The following is a 23477-nucleotide window of genomic DNA, read 5'->3' as shown; positions in this document are numbered from 1 at the left end:
AGAATTAAAATTTAGCACTTAGTCCTAATTGTGTAGTAATTGAAGCCGGTCTGTTGATCCCGATATTTGCGGCTGCCCATTCAGGATCATATCCGTCGAATTTGGTAAATACAAAAGGATCGAGAACATTAATGTAAACTCTGAGATTGCTCATCTTTATTTTGCTGAGGAATTCCGAATCAAAGGTATATCCAAGTGAAATGTTTTTTACCTTCACAAAAGAAATATCTCTGTAATACCCGAATCCTGTAGACCAAAATGCTCCTGCTCCTGTAGCAACCGGACCCGGTCTTGGATTTGTCGTATTGGCATTAGCAGCAAGTCCTGCACTATTAGTTGGTACAAAATATTCCATCGCCATTTTCTGACGACCTCTGTCTGAAACATCAGCAAAATTTTGATGAAAAGTACTGAGAACCGTTTGTCCCTGACTGGTAATAATAGAAAAATTGAAATCGAATTTCCCTACCGTAAGTCTGGAGTAAAAACTTCCCTGCCATTTCGGAACCGAACTGCCGATAACCGTTCTGTCATTTGCATCAAATTTTCCGTCGCCATTAAGATCTTTCGGACGTGCCATTCCCGGAGCCTGCCCGTAAGCGGCTGCCTGCGCTGCCTCACTTTCCTGCCAAACTCCGTCGTACACATAATTGAAATTCGGGTTTAAGCTGGAACCTAAAATAAGAAGATTTCCCTTATCGCTTACCTGATCCTGATTGTAAATAGATTCGAGTTTATTTACGTTTTTCGTAAAGGTAAAAGTCGTCTCCCAGTTTATGAGTTTACTTTTAATATTTTTTGTGGTCAGTAATACTTCAACCCCTTTGTTGCTTACAGATCCTACATTCGAGTAGGTATATTTAATCCCCATTTCTGCGGGAAGCTGTTGTCTGTAGATCAGATTATCGGAAAGCCTGTCGTATACATCAACAGTACCGCTGATTCTGTTTTTTAAAAATCCGAAATCCAGCCCGAAATTAAGCTCCCTTGTTTTTTCCCATGTAAGGAGCGGATTCGCGAAAACGGAGGATTGTAATCCCGGAACGAGTGTACTGCCATTAGCATAAAAAGTCTGCTGATCCAGTAATGCAAGCGACTGATAAGGTGCAACATTGTCGTTTCCGGTATATCCGATACTTGCTCTTAGTTTTAATTCTGAAATAGAAGATACATTTTCAAGAAAAGATTCCTTACTTATTTTCCATCCCAATGCTAGAGAAGGAAAAGCAGTCCACTTATTGCCTGTGGATAATACCGAAGAACCATCCCATCGGGTAGATGCCGTCAATAAATATTTGTCTTTAAACCCGTAATTCAGTCGTACAGCATAAGAATTAAGAGTTCTCTTCATGTAAGGAGCCGCCTGAAGCTGATAACTGCTCTGAAGTCCGAAGCCCAGATTATAAAATTCAGAATTAAAAGGCTGTCCGTTAGAATAGCCATAGGAAGATTCCTCTTCATTAGAGTAAATACTTTGCAGCAACAGTAGACTTACATCATGAACATCTTTAAAAGTATGTTTTATGTCAATCTGATTATCCCACGTATAATTGAAATTTTCGGTTTTGCCTACAGAAGCAGAGTTGAGTCTGTTAAGCGCAATACCTACATTTGTTTCCGCTGTGTTGGAGATTCCAAGTCTTGAGTTTGAAAATCCTGCAGAAAATGTAGTTTTTAAAGAAAGCCATTTTTTAGGCTGATATTGAAAAAATAAATTTCCCAAAGTCTGCCACACCCTTTCATTTTGTCTGGAGTTGGCAATTTCCAGAAGAGGGTTGATGGTACTTGTTTTATTAATTACCCAGGATCCGTCCGGATATGTAAGTTTTCCGGGTAATAAAAACAGTTGTCCCGGAATATCGTTTCCATTTGCATCTACTGCGTAAGGCGAAATAAGCGGACTGAAACTGAATGCCGATCTCATGGCAAGATCACTTCCGTATTCTGTAACAGTTCTTGCAACCGTTATATTAGCACCAGTTGTAAATTTAGAATTGATCTTATGATTAATTCCCAGTTTAAAAGTATACTTGTCGTTAGAATCATTGGCAATAATCCCTTCATTTCCCTGAATACCGAAAGATAAATTATATCCCAGTCCTCCTTCAGATCTTCCCGAAACATTAATGTAATGATTTTGGGTAGAACCCGGCTGAAGTACCGCATCATACCAGTCGAAATTATAGCCGTTATTGGCTCTCTGTACAAGAAGAGGACTCTGGTTTCCGGCAAGTGTTGCCAGTTGTGCAGGAGTCTGGGTCATAGGATTTGCGCTGAGATATGCTGCCTGATGAAAGCGCCACCATTCTTCTCCGGACATCATTTTCGGTAAACGGGCGGCAGTTCTTACACCATAAGAAGTTTCCAGAGAAACACTTACTCCGGATTTTACGGTAGCTCCGTTTTTAGTGGTTACCAAAACCACTCCGCTCGCTCCTCTGGAACCGTATATTGCAGCAGAAGAAGCATCCTTAAGAATGTCCATTCGGGCAATATCCTGAGGATTCAGAAAATCGATATTATCCGTAGGAACTCCGTCTACAACATATAATGGATTTCCGGATGAGATGAGAGAGTTATTTCCGCGGATCGTCATTTTAAAACCATCGCCCACTCTCCCAGAATTCGAAGTTATCTGTACTCCGGGCATACTTCCCTGAATACCTTCCAGTGCACTTGTAGTATTTCGTTCTATAATTTTGTCGGTACTTAAAGTATTTACAGATCCTGTAAGATCTGATTTTTTAACGCTGCCGTAACCTACCAGTACAATCTGCTCGATGCTTTTCGTTTTTTCTTCCTTTAGCGGAACCGCGATAAAAGAACGGTTGTTCACTGGGATAATCTGCGACTGAAATCCTTCATTTTCAACAGAAAGCGAAGACTGATCCTTAAGCAGTTTGATGATGAAATTTCCTTCAGCATCTGTAGTAACAGAATTTTCTGTACCTTCTTCCTTCACCGTTGCGTTAGGAACAGGAGCCTGTTTGTTGTTAGTAATCTTTCCGCTTACCTCTTTACCCTGCTGCGCAAAAACTGCTACAGAGGAAAACAGAAACAAAACAGCAAGCTTTTTTCGAATCAGAAAGCCGGATTTTGCTATTTTTTCAGATGACATAATTTTAGTTTTTTTTTGAATTAAATGTTTTTCTTTTCAATAAGAATCAGAGCTTAGCTACTTCCCGAAATTCTGTTGAAAAAACGAATTAAAAACTTTTGTGTAATCGATTGCGCAATTTGATTTTATTATCTGGCTTCTATATTAAACTTTTTTTAATAAAAATTTTATTTTTTTTAATATAATGTTAACTTTAAATTTTAAATAATTGATATTCAGTAATTTATTTTATTAATTGTGTATTTTAAAATGTGATTTTTATCATGTTTTATAAAATATTCTTCTTTTTAAATCTCCCAAAATCAATAGCAAGAAGGATGTTTTTTCTTAATTCTGTGAAAAAAGAAACATTTGAAAAAGTAAAAATGATTGAAAAAAAAGATCTTGCAAAAATTAGAGTTATTTTTCAGTTTCATGTTAAAATTCGTCTAACATTTCCACAACATTTTTAATGTCCTAAAAGTTCAAAATAATAACGATACAAGATTCAATAGGAGAAGGCTTTATTTCATTTTAACAATTAGGAACCAATTGGCTTTAGTCTAAACTTATCAGCATTTAAATTAAAAACAATTTAGATCACAAATCTTTGTACTGAATTAAGTCTAATATAATTAATTAACGTGAGTTCGGGATAAGTCTTCTTAACCGCAATGGTTAAACAAATAGATTCAATTATCAGGAATTCAGCTTTTAAGATATACAAAGTCATAGAACTTATCAAAGTAATACCATTTTGTCTGAAGGTTAATTAATGAAATGCAATAGTTTGATTATCAGTTAGTTTTTAAAAAAAACCGTGTAAATCTTTATCAGACATAAAAAATCCATCCTGCAGTCTGCAAGATGGATGGTATTTTTGTATTAAAAGAGAATAAAGTCTCAGTTAGCGTATATTATTTACCGTCCTGCGCTCCGAAAACCTTCTGCAAAATACTTGTGGTTCTCATGGCAGGAGTATTTCGGATTCCGCTTTCTTTTTCTGCCACCATTTTGAAAACCCCGTTGATGGTTTCTGTGGTTACATATTCATTAAGATCCGTGGTTACAGCCTGTCCGGTAAAAGTATTGTATTTAGAAATAATATTGCTCCAGACCTTATCGGCTCCCACTTTTCCCAGTGAAGCTTTTACTTTTGGCTGAAACGCTGTAAATAATTGCGATTGAGTTTTAGTCTGTAAATAGTTTGTCGCTGCATTATTACTTCCCAGTAAAATATTTTTAGCATCTGTGATCGTCATTGAAGTAATCGCTTTTGTAAAGATTGGGGCAGCTTCCGTTACGGCATCTTCCGCAGCTCTGTTCAGCAATTTTACGCCCTGGTCTGCAAGACTTCCCAACCCGATAGAGCGTAAAGTAGTGTCGATTTTTCTCAGTTTTTCGGGCATTAAGATTTTTACAGCTTCATTTTTCAGGAAACCGTCTGTAACGCCCAGTTTTTTTACTCCTTCATTTACACCCAGACTTAATGCTTCCTTTAGTCCCGAAGAAATTTGGGTTGATGTAAGACTTCCGAGATTGATTGGAGATGTGGTCGTGGTTGTTTTTGGCGTGGTTGCCGTTCCGCTGGTTTGAGCCGGAACTTTAGGATTGTTAAGATCAATTCCTGTCTGATCTTTCACGGTAGATTTTATAACATCTAAAATTTGTGCCTGTGCGGAAACTGAAAATAAAAGTCCGCCTATCAAAAGAAATGTTTTTCTCATCGTTTATTTTTTGCAAAATTAGATGTTTTGTTTCTTAATAAGTTAAATCATCTTTAAAATTTTCAGAAAATAAGTATATTCGCTTAAATCTTAAATCCACAAAATGCAGCGTTTTTTACTGATACTTTCTGTGCTTTTTTCAAGTCTCTTTTTTACTCAAACCAGATTAAATTTAATTCCCTATCCGCAAAAGGTTGAATTAAAAACAGGGAATTTCGAGATAAGCGGGAATACACTTTTCGTGGGAGACAAAAAATCGAATGAATACAAATATTTTATGGATAATTTTAAAAAAATCTATCCAAAAAATTCATCTCAAAACATAAAAAAAACAAAGCCAAATTTTATTTCGCTACTGTTAAATAAAGATTTAAAAATTGATAATAAACGAGAGTTTAATTCAAATTACATTATAAATATCAGCAACGAAATGATTATGGTTGTTGGGAAGAACCCTGAAGGTCTTTTTCAAGGCATTCAAACTCTTCTACAATTAATAAAAACTTCAGAAGACGGAAAAATTCCTGCTCTCGAAATCCATGATTCCCCAAAATTTCAATGGAGAGGAATGCATTTGGACGTTTCCAGACATTTTTTCACCGTTGAAGAAGTAAAACAATACATTGATTATCTTGCCATGTACAAACTCAATACTTTTCACTGGCATTTAACCGATGATCAGGGTTGGAGAATCGAGATCAAAAAATATCCTAAATTAACGCAGATCGGTTCAAAACGTAAAGAATCGATGATCGGAGCGTATGTTGACAATACCTTCGACGGAAAACCTTACGGACCTTATTTTTATACGCAGGATCAGATTAAAGAAGTGGTAAAATATGCTCAGGAAAGACATGTTACCATAGTTCCCGAAATTGAAATGCCGGGTCACGCTTTAGCTGCATTGTCCGCCTATCCGGATTTAGCCTGTACAAAAGGACCCTTCGAACCTGCCACAAAATGGGGCGTTTTTGATGATGTTTTCTGTCCGAAAGATGAAACTTTTACATTTTTAGAAAATGTTTTAGATGAGGTAATCGCTCTTTTTCCTTCACAATACATTCACATCGGAGGCGATGAATGCCCGAAAACAAGGTGGAAAGAATGCCCTCATTGTCAGGAATTAATCAAAAAAAATAATCTGAAAGATGAGCATGGTCTGCAAAGCTATTTTATCCAAAGAATTGAAAAATACGTGAATTCAAAAGGCAGAAAAATTATCGGCTGGGATGAAATTCTTGAAGGCGGGCTGGCTCCGAATGCCGCGGTAATGAGCTGGACAGGAATTAAAGGCGGGGTAGAAGCTGCCAAATCCGGTCATTTTGCCGTCATGACTCCCGGTTCTTACTGTTATTTCGATCATTATCAGGGAGATCCGGCGACGGAACCCAATGCTTTCGGAGGATTTACCCCTTTGGATAAAGTCTATTCTTACAATCCGATTCCCGAAGAACTGAATGCAGAACAGGCAAAATACATTTTAGGAGTTCAGGCAAATCTGTGGACGGAATACATTCTTGATTTCAACCATGTTCAGTATATGATTTTCCCAAGATTACTGGCACTTTCGGAAGTAGGTTGGGGAACTTCTGATCCTAAAAATTACAAAGAATTCGAAGGAAGAGTAATTAATGAATTCAGAAATCTGGATAAAATGGGGGTGAATTATGCGAAAAGCATTTACAATGTTTCAGGTAAAGTAATTTCTTCCGAAAATGGTGTTGCCTATGAACTTTCAACCTCACAAAATCCGGATGGAATCCGATATACAGTGGACGGAACGGATCCTTCAGCTAATTCTCAGACCTATAAAAATCCTGTTCAGATTTCAAAATCAATGACGGTTAAATCTGCCTATTTCGAAAATGGACAGCTTAAAAGCGCTGTATCTTCCCAAATTTTCACGATATCCAAAACAACCGGAAAAAAAATTACATTAGAAGAACAGCCAAGTGAAAATTATTCTTTCGGCGGAGCTTTTACTTTAATCGACGGAATTACTGGAAACCAAAAACAATTGGGAAAAACATGGCTCGGTTTTAATGGAAAAGATGTGGTGGCAACCATTGATTTCGGACAGAAAAATCAGTTTTCGGAAGTCTATTTCAATACTTTAGACAACAAAGGAAGCTGGATTCATTTCGCTAAATCGGCTCAGATTTTTGTGTCTGAAAACGGAACAGATTTTAAATTAATCAAAGAAGTCGGAAAAGAAGAAGTCCTTTCAGCAAAAGGAAAAATTAAAGTGAATGTAGGAAGCCAGAGTTCAAAATTTATTAAGGTTAAAATAGAAAATGCAGGCATTATTCCTGCGGGAAATCCTGGTGCAGATTCTAAAGCGTGGCTTTTTGTTGACGAAATTGGTGTAAATTAGCCTTAGAAATTTTATTATGCAGGATTCAGTGCTTTCTTCAGAATTTACTTCTTCGCCGGAACTGGTGGAAAAGCTTTACAGATACGGAGTGACGAAAACTTATAAGGAAGGTGATATTATTCTCGATGAAAATTCGTCCATCCGTTCCATTCCGATTGTAATGAAAGGGATGATGAAGGTGATCCGCACCGAAGAAGACGGGAGGGAAATTCTTCTGTACTACATCAAAGCAGGAGAAAGCTGCATCATGTCTTTTCTGGGCGGAATGCATAATGAAAAAAGCATCGTAAAAGCGGAAGTAGAAGAAGATACCGAAATTCTGTTTCTACCTGTTGACAAGGTTTCATTGTTTATTAAAGAATATCCGGAATGGCTCGATTATATTTTCAGGCTGTATCATAAACGCTTTGAAGAACTCTTGGATATCATCAATGCGATCGCTTTCAAAAAAGTAGATGAAAGACTGCTGAATCTTCTCCATAAAAAATCCGAAATTCTGAATTCCAAAACCATCGTCATCACCCACGAACAGCTTGCCAATGAACTCGGAACAGCCAGAGTCGTCGTTTCCCGACTCCTGAAACAGCTCGAAGACTCCGGAAAACTCCAGCTCGGACGAAATAAAATTACAATTTTAAAAGATTAGACAAAACTCTTCGCGATCTTATCTAAGTGAAAAGTTTATGCTGAACTTGTCGAAGTAACTTCGCGAACTTAAAAACATTGAGTAGTCAAAAAATCTTAGCGAACTTCGCGATCAAAAAAAATATTAATATCCTTTCAACATAACAAACGTAATTCTGTTAAATGTTTACAAAGGTTCTATATTACTTCCCTGAATTTCTTAGCGGTCTTATCTAAGTGAAACGGCTTTGCGAACTTAAAAACATTTAGTAGTCAAAAAAATCTTCGTGAACTTCGCGATCAAAAAATCTTACAAGTTCGCAAACATAAAAACACGCTATAAAAAATCCTTCTGTAACAAAAGTAGCGGTACACCTTTCCCGATATCTTCAATTTTGCATCATAAAGTTGAAAACATGGAAATTTTTGGATATCTCGCTTCTGTTTTAATAGGAATTTCGTTAGGTTTAATCGGTGGCGGCGGAAGCATTCTTACCGTTCCCGTTTTGGTTTACCTTTTCGGATTAGATGCTTTTCTGGCAACAGAATATTCCCTTTTTATTGTGGGGATCAGCAGTGTGGTCGGTTCAGTTTCCTATTTTAAAAAAGGTCTGGTAAATTTTAAAACCGCCCTTGTTTTCGGCATTCCGTCTATTATTTCTATTTTCCTGACGCGAAATTATATTGTACCCTTAATTCCCGCTAAAGTTTTTACCGTCAGCAACTTTGTGGTGACGAAAGATATTTTACTGCTTTTAATTTTTGCAGGATTAATGATTTTGGCTTCCTACAAAATGATTCAGAAAACTACAGATTGTGTTACCAAAACATCAGACTTACAGAAAAACAGTACCCTTTTGGCAGCAGGAGAAGGATCTGTTGTAGGAATTTTAACAGGTTTAGTCGGTGCAGGAGGAGGATTTATGATTATTCCCGCACTCGTTAATCTTCTTAAAACTCCAATGAAAGTAGCCATCGGAACTTCACTGGTAATCATTTCGCTGAATTCGCTTATCGGATTTTTCTCATCTATGGATGCTGTGAAAATCGATTGGAAATTATTAGCCACCATTTCATCAATTGCCATTGTAGGCATCATCATCGGTTCGCAGTTGTCCAAAAAAATCGACGGAAAAAAGCTCAAACCAGCTTTCGGATGGTTTATTCTCGTGATGGGAATGTACATCATCGTCAAAGAAATTTTCTTTTAATTTGGGCAGCTATTTCCGCCTGTAATTTATCCTGAGTTTATCGAAGGGTACCCAATCTTTTTGTTTTGTAAAAAACAAAAAGAGCTCCACTCAGGTCGGGCTGCGAAAGATTCGGGGTAAAAAATGTCAAAGTTTAAATTTCTGAATGTAGAAAATAAAATATCATAAAGTCCAATCATTTAAAAGTGTTAGCATCTTTATGATACTCAAAAAAGCCTAGTAGTTTAAAAATCTTTGGGTACATAGTGTTTTAATGTGAGTTTGATGTAAAAACAGTGCAAAAGTATCAATAGGAATGGGCTTCTGCCCATTTTAATAATCAAGAAAACAATAGGCTTTAGCCAAAACTTATACTTAAAGTTAATTTTAATTAGAATAACCATGAATTTCAATCTCTTATAAGCGTTAGCGGCTTTGTGAAGCGCAAAAATCACAATAGTTAAAAAAATCTTCGTTGTCTTTGTGTTCAAAAATAAAGCCCTTCTGTAACAAAAGTAGCGGTACAGAAAATTCCAAACCAAGAAATTTGTATCAGAAAAAATAAGTAAAATTTAAAATCATAAAAAATGAAAATAGAACAGATTTATACAGGATGTCTTGCACAGGGAGCTTATTACATTGTTTCCAACGGTGAAGCGGCAATTATAGACCCGCTAAGAGAAACCCAGCCTTATATTGAGCGTCTTGAAAAAGATAATGTTACGCTGAAATACATTTTTGAAACCCATTTTCATGCAGATTTTGTCAGCGGACATCTCGATTTAAGCAGAAAAACAAGCGCACCCATCGTTTACGGTCCCACTGCAAAACCGGAATTTGAAGCCATCATTGCAGAAGACAATCAGGTTTTTGAGGTAGGAAATATAACCATAAAAGTTCTTCACACACCCGGTCATACCATGGAAAGCTCATCTTTTCTTCTGATGGACGAAAACGGCAAAGAAACAGCCCTTTTTAGCGGAGATACTTTGTTTTTAGGTGATGTAGGCCGTCCCGATCTGGCACAGAAAGCAGCAAACATGACGCAGGAAGAATTGGCAGGCTTACTTTATGAAAGTCTTTACAGCAAAATTTTACCTTTGAATGATGATATCACTGTTTATCCTGCACACGGAGCAGGTTCTGCATGCGGAAAAAATATGCAGAAAGAAACGGTAGACTCACTTGGAAATCAGAAGAAAACCAATTACGCCTTGAATCAGAAAGATAAGGAAAGTTTCATCAAAGCGGTTACAGACGGACTTCTTCCGCCTCCTGCGTATTTTGGAATGAACGTGGCAATGAACAAAAAAGGCTACGACAGTTTCGATGAGGTCTTGTCAAAAGGTTTACAGGCATTTTCTCCTGACGAATTTGAAGAAATGGCAGAACATTCTGGTGCTTTGATTTTGGATGTACGAAATAACGAAGACTTCGCAAAAGGATTTGTTCCACAATCCATCAATATTGGATTGAATGGCGATTTTGCACCTTGGGTCGGAGCTTTGATTGTAGATGTAAAACAGCCGATTCTGCTCATAACCAACGAAAACGAAGAGGAAGAAACCGTAACCCGATTAAGCCGTGTAGGATTTGACAATGTCCTCGGATTTTTAAAAGGCAGTTTCAACGCATGGAAAGACAGCGGTAAAGAAACAGATTCTGTCAACAGAATTTCAGCGCAGCAATTTGAAAAAGAAATCAAAGGAAAACAAGCAAAAATTATTGATGTCCGCAAAGAAAGTGAATACAATGCAGAACATATAGATGAAGCATTCAACAAACCTTTGGCATACATCAACGAATGGATCAGTTCAATCGATCCGGCAGAACATTTCTATCTTCACTGTGCAGGAGGTTACAGAAGTATGATGGCTGCAAGTATTCTTCAGGCAAGAGGCTACCGCAATTTTAGTGAAATTGAAGGCGGGTTCAGCGCAATTTCTCAAACAGACATTCCGGTAAGTGATTTTGTTTGCCAGAGTAAAATTTTAAAATAGATTTAACAAAGAAAGAGACAAAAGATCTTTGGAGATCCAAAATCAGGCAGAATAAAAATCAACAGAGTTATTTTGAAAAGAAAACTTAGCGTTCCTGGCGTTTAGATCCAAAAATAGGTCAATTTCTGGTGAAGTCGATTTTATTTGCAATCTTTACATCAAACTCACGTTAAAATCATTAATCAGAATATAAAACAGTTTTAATACAAATACTTAATGTTAGAAATCATAAAAGAACCTTGGCCGTGGTACGTTGCAGGACCGTTAATCGGGCTTATTGTTCCTGCTTTGCTGATTTTGGGAAATAAATCTTTCGGGATCAGCTCATCACTCAGACATATTTGTGCAGCCTGTATTCCTGCGAATATCGGCTTCTTTAAATACGATTGGAAAAAAGAACTATGGAATTTATTCTTCGTGTTTGGAATTTTTTTAGGCGGAATGATTGCCGCCCAATTTTTAATGAACTCACAAGAAATTACCGTTAACCAGAATCTCAAAACAGAATTAGCAACCTACGGAATTACGGATTACAGCAATCTCGTTCCGACCCAACTCATGAATTTTACCAGTCTTTTTACTATAAGAGGATTTATTATGATGGTTGTCGGCGGCTTTTTGGTAGGTTTCGGAACGCGTTATGCGGGAGGATGTACAAGCGGACACGCCATCATGGGACTTTCCAACCTTCAGGGCGCTTCCTTAATTGCAACAATCTGCTTTATGGTAGGCGGTTTTTTAATGACAAATGTTATTCTGCCTATAATTCTTTCACTTTAAAATTTAAAAATGAAACAGGAAAAAGAGATAAGACATCAGGACAGTATTTGTACCAACGAAAGTCAGCTTCATCATAAATGGTACCACAATTTAAAATATATGATGGTAGGAATATTATTCGGGATCATCTTTGTAAAAGCAGAAATTATAAGCTGGTTCAGAATTCAGGAAATGTTCCGGTTACAGTCTTTTCACATGTACGGCGTTATCGGAAGTGCCGTTTTAACGGGAATGATTTCCGTATTGATCATTAAAAAATTTAATATCAAAACCATCTATGGCGAAAAAATTTCCATTGCTCCAAAGAAATTTAATAAAGGCCAAATTTATGGCGGACTGATCTTCGGATTTGGATGGGCAATTACAGGAGCCTGTCCCGGACCGCTTTTCGCACAGATCGGAACCGGAGCTTTTGCGGTAGCCATCACTTTGCTGAGTGCCATTTTCGGAACTTGGGTGTATGGATATTTCAGGGAAAAATTACCTCATTAATTTCAATAAAATCATTTTGAGCGGTAGAAAATCTACCGCTTTTTTTATTTCATCTTCATTCGAAAAATCCTTAATTTGGAGCCAAATAAATCTGAGTATGCAAAGTAGAAGAAAGTTTCTGAAAAAATCTGCCGTCGCTTCACTGGCTTTAGCGGTAAATCCGTTGGATCTGTTAGCTAAAAATCAACCTGAAAACAACAATACAATCATTAATAAACCGATCGTTCTTTCCACATGGAATTTCGGTTTAAAAGCCAATGAAGAAGCCTGGACGATTCTCGGAAAAGGAGGAAGAGCTTTGGATGCAGTGGAAAAAGGAGTCCGCCTTGTGGAAAATGATCCTGAAGAGAGAAGCGTCGGTTACGGCGGTCGTCCCGACAGAGATGGAAGAGTGACTTTAGATGCCTGTATTATGGACGAAAACTACAACATCGGATCTGTTGCCTGTCTTGAAAATATTAAAAATCCAATTTCCGTAGCAAGAGCTGTGATGGAAAAAACACCTCACGTGATGTTGGTTGGAGACGGAGCTTTGCAGTTTGCCGTTTCGCAGGGATTCAAAAAAGAAAATATTCTCACTCCGGAATCCGAAAAAGAATGGAAAGAATGGCTGAAAGACAGCAAATATCAACCGATCGTCAATATCGAAAATCACGATACAATCGGAATGATCGCTCTGGATACAAACGGAAATCTTTCCGGAGCCTGTACAACGAGCGGAATGGCTTTCAAAATGCATGGAAGAGTCGGAGATTCACCGATTATCGGGGCGGGTTTGTTTGTTGATAACGAGGTGGGTGCAGCAACGGCAACCGGTCATGGCGAAGAAGTGATCCGAACCGTAGGAACACATTTGGTGGTAGAATTAATGAGACAGGGAAGAACGCCGCAACAGGCTTGTAAAGAAGCGGTTGAAAGAATTGTAAAAATTACACAGCGTAGAAATAAAAATCTGAAGGATATTCAGGTGGGTTTTATTGCCCTTAATAAAAAAGGGGAATATGGCTCCTACTGCATTCAGGATGGGTTTAATTTTGCGGTATATGACCAGAAAGGAAACCGTCTGGAGAAACCAGGTTTTGCATTAAAATAAATAATTTCCGTAATCAAACAGTTAGTAGATATCAATAGGAACGGGCTTTAGCCCGTTTTTCAAAATAAAAAATCCATTGGCTTTAGCCAAAACTTAAATTAAAAAAATGTCAAAAATAGAAATAGCGTGCTTCAATCTGGAATCTGCATTAATCGCTTTTGAAAACGGTGCAGACCGAATAGAATTGTGTGACGGATTAAGCGAAGGCGGAACCACACCGGATTTTGAAACCGTACAACAGCTTAGAGAAAAAATCAATATTCCAATCTTTGTGATGGTTCGTCCCCGTGGCGGAGATTTTACTTACACTGATGAAGAATTTGAGCAGATGAAATCAGATCTGGTTCAATTAAAATCTTTAAACGTAGACGGTTTCGTGTTCGGAATTTTAGATGAAAATGATGAGGTGAATAGTGAGCACAATAAAATTTTGGTGGAACTGGCAAAACCTTATCCATGTACTTTTCATCGTGCCTTTGACCGCGCAAAAGATTTAGAAAAATCATTGGAAAAAGTTATTGAATGCGGCTTTACAACCATTCTGACTTCAGGACAAAAACCTAAAGTTTCGGAAGGAAAGGAAAATCTTAAAAAATTAGTAGAGTTATCCAATGGCAGAATCGAAATTCTTGTCGGTGGCGGACTTCGGTCATCCAATATCGAAGAAATCAGAGAACTTACCAAAGCTGGATATTTTCATTCTTCCGCAATTACGGACGGCGGAGCTTTTGCGAATGCTGAAGAGATTATTGCTTTGAAGAATAAATAATAAAATGAATTTTAACGCAAAGATTTATTTAACTGTATATTTACTTAAGGGAGCAAAGTATTGCGACAAAGTCGCTGATTAAGCTGAATGGCTAAAACCTTAGCTTCATAAAATCAATTTTTAATTGATTCTTCTTTGCCCACTTAAAATTTAATAATTACTAAAATTAAATCTTTGCGTAAAAAACAAAAACACAATATCAAATGTTAGAAAATGAATTATCCTATAAAATAATAGGATCAGCAATCGAAGTACACAAAAATCTTGGAGTTGGTTTATTAGAAAGTACCTACGAATCAGCTTTAGCATATGAATTGAAAAGGTCAGGATTCAATGTGAAACGGCAAATTTATCTGCCCTTACAATATAAAGAAATGAATATTGAAAATGCTTACAAAATTGATTTGCTTATCGAAGACAAAGTAATCGTTGAAGTAAAATCTGTACTGGAAATACATCCTGTTTTTAATGCCCAGTTATTAACTTATTTAAAATTGGCAAACATAAAACTTGGACTTCTTATTAACTTCAATACACCACTTATTAAAGATGGAATTCATAGAATTGTAAATAAATTATAATGAACAAAATTTTACTTTTTACTTTCCTTTTCTTACAAATCTTGACCAACGCACAATTCTCTGAGCGCAATTTATCCTCTGAAAAATGGAAATTCAAAAATTCCAAAGAGAATAATTGGTTAACTGCTTCTGTTCCGGGAACTGTTCATTTGGATTTGATGAATAACAAGATCATTCCCGATCCTTATAAAGATGAAAATGAAAAAAAAGTACAATGGATAGAAAATGAAGACTGGGATTATCAGACTTCATTTAACATTTCTTCAAAAGATTTAGAAAATCAAAATATTGAATTGATTTTTAATGGATTGGATACGTTTTCCGAGATTTATTTAAATGGGAAATTAATTCAATCAACAGATAATATGTTCAGAAAATGGACAATTCCGGTTAAACAAAGTTTAAAAAAAGGTGAAAATATTTTACAGGTAAAATTCAGATCTGCGGTAAATGTTGGAAAAGAACTAGCCCAAAAAGTTCCTTTCACCATGCCGGAATCTCCGAGAAGTTTTGTGAGAAAAGCGCAGTATCAGTTCGGTTGGGATTGGGGACCGAGACTGGTGACAGCAGGAATCTGGAAAGACGTTAAGTTGAATTTCTGGAATGCTGCAAGACTTAATAATGTAAAAATCGAACAAAAAATTTTAACAAAGCAAAAAGCAGATTTAAATATTCATGCTGAAATTTTCGCTACAGAAGAAGGGAAATACAGTTTTTCAATTAACGGAAAATCTCAAAATATTTCTTTAAAATCCGGATTGAATTTAATTTCAATTCCTTATCAGATTCAAAATCCGAAATTATGGCAACCCAACGGTTGGGGCGATCCGAACTTATACGATATCAAAGTTTCTTTGCAAAAAGATTCAAAAATGATTGCTGAAAAATCTGAAAGAATCGGACTGAGAACAATGGAATTAATTCAGGAAAAAGATGCAAAAGGAAAATCGTTTTATTTCAAGGTGAACGGAAAACCAATGTATGCAAAAGGAACGAACTGGATTCCCGGCGACAGCTTTTCTCCGAGAATGATCAAAGAAAAATACCAAAAACTCATCAAAGACTGCAAAGATGCGAATATGAATATGATTCGCGTTTGGGGCGGTGGAATTTATGAAGATGACGAATTCTACAAAGCCTGCGACGAAAATGGAATTCTGGTTTGGCAGGATTTTATGTTTGCAGGAAGCTTTTATCCGTCCGATGAAAACTTTCAGAAAAATGTAGAAATGGAAGTGAAAGATCAGGTGGAACGGCTTCAAAATCATCCGTCATTGGCGTTGTGGTGCGGAAACAATGAAATCGATGAAGCGATTGTCAATTGGGGGTATCAGAAACAATTTAAATATTCAAAGGAAGATTCTTTGCAGGTTTGGAAAGATTACAAGAAAATTTTTCACGAAGTAATTCCCAATTCCATTCAGAAATATGCGTCTTCCGATAAGCTAATCTATTGGGAAAGCTCACCGTCCATCGGATGGGGACATAAGGAAAGCCTTACGGAAGGCGATTCTCATTATTGGGGCGTTTGGTGGGGAGAACAGCCGTTTGAAATTTACAATGAAAAAGTTCCGCGTTTTGCTTCGGAATATGGTTTTCAGGGAATGCCGACGTTGGAAACCACAAAATCCATGTTTTCAGGAAATCCTGATTTAAGTTTACAAAATGCTACCATCAAAGCTCATGAAAAACATTCCAGAGGCTGGGAAATTATTGAAAATTACATGAAGCGTGATTATAAAGTTCCGACAGATTTTGTGAAGTATAATTATGTTTCGCAATTGCTTCAGGCTCGCGGAATGCAGATTGCCATTGAAGCACACCGCAGAGCAAAACCTTATAATATGGGAACTTTATACTGGCAACTCAACGATTGTTGGCCTGTCGTTTCATGGTCTTCCATAGATTATTTAGGAAACTGGAAAGCATTGCATTATCAGGTGAAAAGGAGCTTTGAAAATCAGGTGATTTTAGTGGAAGAAAAGGAGGGAATTCTAAATTTTTACGGAATTAATGACGGATCTGATACAATTAAAGACGTAAGCTTAGAGTTTGAAGTTAATAATTTTAAAGGTGAGAATATTCTTGCTGCAGTTTCAACCCCGAAACAGAATAGGGAAGGAGCTGTAAAGTTTGATTCTTCATCTATCAATGAACTAGTCGGTGAGGCTGATAAAAATGAACTGTTTTTAAATGTAATTTTAAGAGGAAGAGGTGAAAAAATAATTGCCGAAAGCAACTATTTCTTTGCAAAGCCAAAAGATTTAAAGTTAACAAAACCCAACCTCAAAATCAGGAAAATATCTGCCACTGAAATTGAAATTTCCACAGATGTTTTGGCAAAAGACGTTTATCTGATAGGAGATACCCATTTCAGCGATAATTTTTTCGATTTGCTTCCAAAAACATCCAAAAGAATTACCCTTTCAAAAGCATTGGAGAAAATAGAGGTGATGAGCTTATTTGATACGATGAATTGATATTAGATTTATATAAAGCTGCTATTCTGAATATATACAGAAAGTTTACAAACGGAGTTCAGAATCGTAATTAAAAATACTTTGTAGCCAATGCAATAGATTCTTCCTTCGTCAGAATGACAAAAATAAAGTTTTTTGATAATGGGAAATAAGCGATTAAAAAGAAATCAACCGTAAATTTGCACAATAATTCAAAACTATGGTAAATTTTGTTCTGATTGCAGTGTGTATTATTGCGGGAATGGTTTTCAAGGCAACAAAATCCATCCATCCCGATGCGCATAAAGGAATCAACACATGGATTCTTTATCTTGCACTTCCGGCTGTTTCATTCAAATATTTACCGAAAGTTCACTGGTCGGCAGAAATGCTGTTTCCGGTGTTGGCGACTTTTCTTACGGCAGTTTTCTGCTTTTTCTTTATGATGTTTTACAGCAGAAGCAAAGGCTATTCACGGCGTTCCCGAAGCACTCTGGAACTCGTAAGCGGCTACAGCAATACTTCGTTTATCGGTTTTCCGCTCATTTCGGCTTTTTACGGAGAAAGTTTACTGAGTATTGCCATTATCTGTGATCAGACCATGTTTTTTGCACTTTCAACGTTAGGCATTATTGCCGCTTTAAAAGGCGGAAGCAAATCCGGAAAGATCAGCGCAGCATTTATTCTGAAAAGATTGGTTACATTTCCGCCATTAATTGGCTGTATCGCTGCATTGGTTTTGTCTCAATTCGTCGATTTCACTCCTGCAGAACCTTTTTTCGATAAACTGGCAGCTACAGTTAGTCCGTTGGCTTTATTTTCAGTCGGATTACAACTGAAATTCAATGGCTGGAAAAAACTGATTCCCCAAATGTCGGTTTCCATGTTTTACAAACTTATTCTGGCTCCGGCAATAACGCTCGGATTAGCACTTTTACTCGGAATAAAAGGAAATATCGCCAGAATTACCATCTTCGAATCGGCAATGCCTACAGTCGTTACCTCAAGCATTATTGCGGAGCAGTACCGATTAAATACAAAACTTACCAATTTAACGATCGGTTTCAGTATTATTGCAGCGTTTTTCACTTCTGCAGTCTGGTTTTACATTATCGATTACTTCTTTGGTGGATAATGGCAACTATTGTTTTTAATGTAAAAACTGTACAAAAAAATAAGTAGCAATTTAGCCAAAACATATGCTGAATTTCGGTTAAAATCAATTTTGATTAGAAATCTTTACATTGAACTAAAGCTTAACTTTCTCAAACCCTCAAACCCTCAAACGCTTCAACATTTTTTTGGAGCTTTTTCCGGCTTTCCACTGTATCTTTTGGGTTACGGGCTCCTGAACTACGTTCGTAAACCTCCGGTTTATGCTCCGCCCGCAACCCAAAAGGATGCCGTTGCAATCCGGGCTAAATAAAACTCATATCAACGAACAACACGACGAAAATAATCTCCAATTGAACAGATAAATTTTAAAAATTTTGTATGGTTTAGATTCTTTCAGAACGAAAAAAATGATGTTTATTTGACCTGATCGGGATAAGTCTTCTTAACCGCAAGGGTAAACAATGAGATTCAATTATCAGGAATTTAGCTTTTAAGATATACAAAGTCGTAAAACTTCTCAAAGTAATACCATTTTTGTCTTTTTTAAATAAACGAAGTGCCTTTGTTTAGCTTGCAAACTTTCAATAAGTAGAAAAATCTTTTGTTTTTCTTTGCGATAAATTAATATAATGCTATAAATCAATTATCTAAATTTATTTCTTATCCCGAACTCAGGTTTATTTAAGTAAAATAGCAGAAAACTCAATAGAGTTTTATCTGTGTAGACATCATATTCGGGAAATATTCAGCGTTCCGTAGGAACGCTATCTTTAGACAATTTATCGTATTTACAGATATCAATCCTACGGATTGATGGATAGATTTATTCTTATTTCCACACAGATTCTGCTCCCAAAGAATCAAAACTCCTTTTGATAATAAGCTTTAAATATTTCATATCATTTGCTGAGTCAAACGCCTTTGCGAACGAAAAAATATACATAATCATTTAAAGAAAATCTTAGCGGTCATAGCGTTTAAAAGTATCCCATAAAAACACACCATCAAAAAAATTGCAGTTCACAAAAGAAAAAATTAATTTTACACTTTAAATCTTTCCCTTGAATTACGCCCAGATTGTTTTACCGTTAAACCTAAAAGGATCTTTCACCTATAAAGTTCCCGAAGAACTGCAAACAGGAATTCAGACAGGAATGAGGGTTTTGGTTCCTTTTGGCGGCAAAAAAATCTATACGGGAATTATTTTTGAACTTCACAACAATGCGCCAGAAACTTTCGTAGCAAAAGAAGTCATCAGTCTTCTCGACGATCAGCCGATTGTTCCGCAGGAGCAGATTAAATTCTGGAACTGGCTTTCCGACTATTACTTGTGCGGTTTGGGAGAAATTTACCGTTTTGCATTTCCTTCGTCTTTGAAACTTGAAAGTGAAACCTACCTTAAACTGAAACCGAATGTAAAAGTTGACTTTGAGAACCTCGATGTTAACGAAATGTATCTCATTCAGGCTTTGGAAGTAAGGCAATTGATTAATCTGACTGATATTGAGGCATTTATTCCCAAGAAAGATATTATTAAAACTGTCAATTCTTTAATCGATTTGCAGTACATTGAAATCGACGAAAAAATTGCCGAAAAATACAGAGCTAAAGAAATTGCGTACGTAAAAATCAATGATGAGGTTTTACAGCGGCAAAATCTTACGGAAATACTTTTATCCTTAAAAAGAGCGCAAAAGCAGAAAGATCTTTTCCTCCATATTTTAGAAAAGCAGACCGAAAATCCTGATTTGCCCATCAAAAAATCAGAGCTTTTTGAAGATGGATATTTCGGAAGTTCGCACTTTAAGGCTTTGGCAGATAAAAATCTGATCGAAGAATATTATATGCAGAAAGACCGTATCGAAAGCTATGAAGGTGAAATAGAAGAGATCGAAGAACTTTCGGAAGCCCAGAAAGAAGCGAAAAATGAAGTGGATGAAGCCTTTGAAGAAGGAAAAAATGTTCTGCTTCACGGAGTAACTTCTTCCGGAAAAACACATATTTATTTAGAAAAGATCGAAGAATGCATCAGCGAAGGAAAAAATGTGCTGTTTTTACTTCCCGAAATTTCTTTAACTAAACAGATTACCCAAAGACTGGAAAAAAAATACGGTCGGCAGTTGGGATTTTACCATCAGAAACTTACGGATTTTGAGAGGGTGGAAGTCTGGAGAAGAATCAGGCAGAATGATATTAAAGTTTTAATCGGAACACGGAATTCTCTGTTTTTACCTTTTCAGAATGTGGGATTGGTTATTGTGGATGAAGAACACGATTCTGCGTACCGTCCGAGAGAAGTTTCTCCTTATTTCAATGCAAAAGATGCTGCGCTGGTTTTTGGGAATTTTTATGGGGCAAAAGTCATTTTAGGCTCTGCAACACCTTCTGTGGAAAGCTATTACAACGCCAGAAAAGATAAAATGAAATATGTTTTTCTGGAAGAACGCTTTGGGAATGTCAATCTTCCTGAGTATGAACTCATTAATTTCAAAGAAGCTCAGGAGTCCAAAAAAGTATCCGGGAATTTTTCTTTGCAGTTGATTGACGAGATTAAAAAAGTGGTGGAAGAAAAAAATCAGGCAATTGTTCTTCATAACCGCCGCGGTTACGCCAATGTTGTGGAATGCGAAACCTGCGGTTACGTAAACTACTGTTCCAACTGCGATGTGGTGATGACGTATCATAAAGCTGCTAATGAAATGAAATGCCATTACTGCGGACAGAGAGCCTCAAAACCCAAAGTTTGCCCGAAATGTCATTCTGAAAACCTGAACGAAAGAGGAGTAGGAGTAGAGCAGATCCATGAAGAAGTTTCCAAACTATTTCCCGATCATGAAGTGGACCGAATGGATGTGGATTCCATGAGAAAGAAATTTGCCTACGAAAAATTATACGAAAAAATTGAAGATCGGGAGACCGATATCGTTGTCGGGACACAGATGATCTCAAAAGGTCTGGATTTTGATCACATCGAGCTGGTTGCCATTCCGAAAGCGGATTCCTTATTATATGTTCAGGATTTCAGAGCAGAAGAAAGAGCTTATCAACTCATTACTCAGGTTTCCGGAAGAGCGGGAAGAGTTTCCGGAAAAGGAAAAGTTTTAATACAGACTTTTAATCCGGATCATTCTGTTTTTCAGTTAATTAAAATGAATAGCCCGGCAAAAATTTACAAATATATTTTAACGGAACGCCAAAAATTCCATTATCCGCCTTTTACAAAGCTTATTATGATAGAACTGAAGCACAGGAGAGAGGATAAAGCCAACCGCGCTTCCCAGTTTTTAGGATCCATCCTTAGAAAATATCTTCCCGAAGATTGTGTTTTGGGTCCGGAAAAAGCTCAGATTGCGCGACTTAACAATCTCTATCAGTTCCAGATCATGCTAAAACTTCCCAAAGGTAAAAAGTATGAAGAGTATAAAAAAAGGGTTTTAGCAAGTCTGAAAGAATTCGATGAAATTACTGCGTACCACAGCATCAGAAAAGACGTTTTTGTAGATTTTTAACAATTTTTAACAAACTTTATACTCTTTTTATAATAGTCTACTGAACTGCCATACAACAATATTTTCTACATTTGATCGTTGATTATATGTTTGGTGTTTTGCATTTCAATTTAACCCGTTGATTTTTAAACCATCCAAACTATAGCAAAAGTAAAATAGATGGTAAATTTCAGAAAGTATATTTCAGGTGTTGCGGTGCTGGCTTCAGGATTTTTTCTTGCACAGTCTGCCGTTTCTACAGTTCTGTATTCTCCGGCTTACGACAATCAGAAGAGCAGTTTAAACTTACCTTCTCCCATCACTTCCATGGTGGAAAAAACTATTTTGTCGCCGAAAGAACTTGTGGACATTAATGTAAACACTATGATGACCGATCCTGTGCTGAAAAATGCAACTTGGGGATTCGTAGTGTACGATCCGAAAACGAAGAAAGTAATTTCTTCGTATAACGAAAATACTCCTTTGGTTCCTGCTTCCACAACGAAATTATTAACTACCGAAACAGCTATGAACATGCTGGGCGAAAGTTATCGTTGGAATACCCAATTAGAATATTCAGGAACAGTGGACGAAAACGGAGTGTTAAACGGAAATCTTTACATCGTCGGAAGCGGAGACCCTTCTTTAGGAACCAATAAAGGCGGAGCTTGGGCTTACAGAGACATTATTACAGATTTCAAAGAAGGACTTTCTCGTGAGGGAATCAAAAAGGTAAATGGGGATATTATTATCCAGACAGCGCTTTTCAAAGGCAATATTTCGAAGCTTCCGGAAAATGTTGTATGGTTGGAAAACAATAATTACTATTTGCCGGTTGGTACAACGAAAGAGATCAATCCTGCCAATGAAAAACTGATTGTAAAGAAAGGAAACAACTTTTCAACCGATAAAAAGTTTTTCTATGTTTCTCCGTACAACAACCAGATGGTGTATGCAGACAAATACGAAGGCGACGGAATTTTAACGACAAAATTACCTGATGCACCTGTTTTTCTTGCAAACTCTTTCAAAACGACCCTTGTAAAAAGCGGAATTTCTGTAACCGGAAAAGTGACTCCGAAAATGACGGATGCCAATCCTGAAGCAAGAAAACTCGTTTCCGTGTATAAATCTCCTACTTTAGCGGACATTATTTATTATACCAATCAGCACAGCGATAACGGTTTGGCTGAAGCGTTATTAAAAACAGTTGGTTTCCAGAGTCTTGGAGATCAGACGACAGAATCCGGAAGAAAAGTAGTAACGGAACATCTTAAAAATGAGGGTTTTGATATGCTTGGTTTAAATTATATCGACGGAAGCGGACTTTCGAGAAGCAATAACGTAACGCCGATTGCTCAGGCAAAATTCTTAACCTCTTTAATGGATGAAAAATATTATAAAACGTATTTAAATTCATTGCCGATTGGAGGACAGTCCGGAACGTTGAAAAGAATGTTCAACGGTCTTGGAAACGGACAGGTTTTTGCAAAAACAGGAACGCTGAATAAAGTAAAAACATTAGCAGGATACCTGAAAACGAATACAGGAAAAACGCTGGTTTTCTCTTTAATGGTGAACAACTACGCAGGATCTGTAGACATGGTAAAGAAAAGAATGGAAAAAATTCTTGAACCTGCTTTAGATTTATAGAATTGTTAAAATTTAACGAATAATAAAACCTTTT

15 protein-coding genes are annotated in these 23477 nt (G+C 36.8%); 13 read left to right on the top strand and 2 right to left on the bottom strand.

The window, feature by feature from the left end:
• Window positions 1-4: 4 nt before the first annotated feature.
• The gene (locus tag B0E34_RS16070; protein ID WP_087711089.1) at window positions 5-3118 is read right to left on the bottom strand and encodes a SusC/RagA family TonB-linked outer membrane protein; all 3114 of its coding nucleotides are present in this window, start codon (window positions 3116-3118) and stop codon (window positions 5-7) included.
• A gap of 896 nt (window positions 3119-4014) precedes the next feature.
• Window positions 4015-4824, bottom strand: coding sequence for a DUF4197 domain-containing protein (locus tag B0E34_RS16065; protein ID WP_087711087.1), 810 nt, complete (start codon window positions 4822-4824; stop codon window positions 4015-4017).
• Window positions 4825-4927: 103 nt separating this feature from the next.
• Between B0E34_RS16065 and B0E34_RS16060 the strand changes: the two genes are divergently transcribed.
• The 13 genes from B0E34_RS16060 to dacB all read left to right on the top strand — a co-directional run bounded on the left by B0E34_RS16060 (window position 4928) and on the right by dacB (window position 23443).
• Window positions 4928-7198 carry a beta-N-acetylhexosaminidase gene (locus tag B0E34_RS16060; protein WP_087711085.1) on the top strand — a complete coding sequence of 757 codons (2271 nt, stop codon included), beginning with the start codon at window positions 4928-4930 and terminating at the stop codon, window positions 7196-7198.
• Window positions 7199-7214: 16 nt separating this feature from the next.
• On the top strand, window positions 7215-7844 hold the full coding sequence (locus tag B0E34_RS16055; RefSeq protein ID WP_087711083.1) for a Crp/Fnr family transcriptional regulator: 630 nt from the start codon (window positions 7215-7217) through the stop codon (window positions 7842-7844).
• Window positions 7845-8238: 394 nt separating this feature from the next.
• On the top strand, window positions 8239-9033 hold the full coding sequence (locus B0E34_RS16050) for a sulfite exporter TauE/SafE family protein (RefSeq protein ID WP_087711081.1): 795 nt from the start codon (window positions 8239-8241) through the stop codon (window positions 9031-9033).
• 566 nt (window positions 9034-9599) lie between these two features.
• Entirely contained in the window at window positions 9600-11012 is a 1413-nt protein-coding gene (locus B0E34_RS16045) for an MBL fold metallo-hydrolase (RefSeq protein ID WP_087711079.1), read from the top strand.
• A gap of 216 nt (window positions 11013-11228) precedes the next feature.
• A complete protein-coding gene (locus tag B0E34_RS16040) occupies window positions 11229-11792 on the top strand; it encodes a YeeE/YedE family protein (protein WP_087711077.1) in 564 nt (187 codons plus the stop codon).
• Window positions 11793-11801: 9 nt separating this feature from the next.
• Window positions 11802-12284 (top strand): DUF6691 family protein, encoded by a 483-nt coding sequence (locus B0E34_RS16035; protein WP_087711076.1) that lies wholly within the window; start codon window positions 11802-11804, stop codon window positions 12282-12284.
• 97 nt (window positions 12285-12381) lie between these two features.
• Window positions 12382-13377: an isoaspartyl peptidase/L-asparaginase family protein gene (locus B0E34_RS16030; RefSeq protein WP_087711537.1), complete on the top strand. Its 996-nt coding sequence runs from the start codon at window positions 12382-12384 to the stop codon at window positions 13375-13377.
• Window positions 13378-13483: 106 nt separating this feature from the next.
• Window positions 13484-14146: a copper homeostasis protein CutC gene (locus B0E34_RS16025; protein WP_087711074.1), complete on the top strand. Its 663-nt coding sequence runs from the start codon at window positions 13484-13486 to the stop codon at window positions 14144-14146.
• 203 nt (window positions 14147-14349) lie between these two features.
• Window positions 14350-14727, top strand: a complete 378-nt coding sequence (locus tag B0E34_RS16020; RefSeq protein WP_087711072.1) for a GxxExxY protein — start codon at window positions 14350-14352, stop codon at window positions 14725-14727.
• Window positions 14727-17207 (top strand): beta-mannosidase, encoded by a 2481-nt coding sequence (locus B0E34_RS16015; RefSeq protein ID WP_087711070.1) that lies wholly within the window; start codon window positions 14727-14729, stop codon window positions 17205-17207. Before B0E34_RS16020 ends, B0E34_RS16015 begins: the two co-directional genes overlap by 1 nt.
• A gap of 199 nt (window positions 17208-17406) precedes the next feature.
• A complete protein-coding gene (locus B0E34_RS16010) occupies window positions 17407-18321 on the top strand; it encodes an AEC family transporter (RefSeq protein WP_087711068.1) in 915 nt (304 codons plus the stop codon).
• A 1042-nt stretch (window positions 18322-19363) separates the two neighbouring features.
• Window positions 19364-21811, top strand: coding sequence for a replication restart helicase PriA (gene priA, locus B0E34_RS16005; protein WP_087711066.1), 2448 nt, complete (start codon window positions 19364-19366; stop codon window positions 21809-21811).
• A 159-nt stretch (window positions 21812-21970) separates the two neighbouring features.
• Window positions 21971-23443, top strand: a complete 1473-nt coding sequence (gene dacB / locus B0E34_RS16000; RefSeq protein ID WP_087711064.1) for a D-alanyl-D-alanine carboxypeptidase/D-alanyl-D-alanine endopeptidase — start codon at window positions 21971-21973, stop codon at window positions 23441-23443.
• Window positions 23444-23477 lie beyond the last annotated feature (34 nt).

Source organism: Chryseobacterium mucoviscidosis, assembly GCF_002177115.1.
Classification (GTDB): domain Bacteria; phylum Bacteroidota; class Bacteroidia; order Flavobacteriales; family Weeksellaceae; genus Chryseobacterium; species Chryseobacterium mucoviscidosis.
This window is presented reverse-complemented; position numbering and strand designations above follow the sequence as displayed.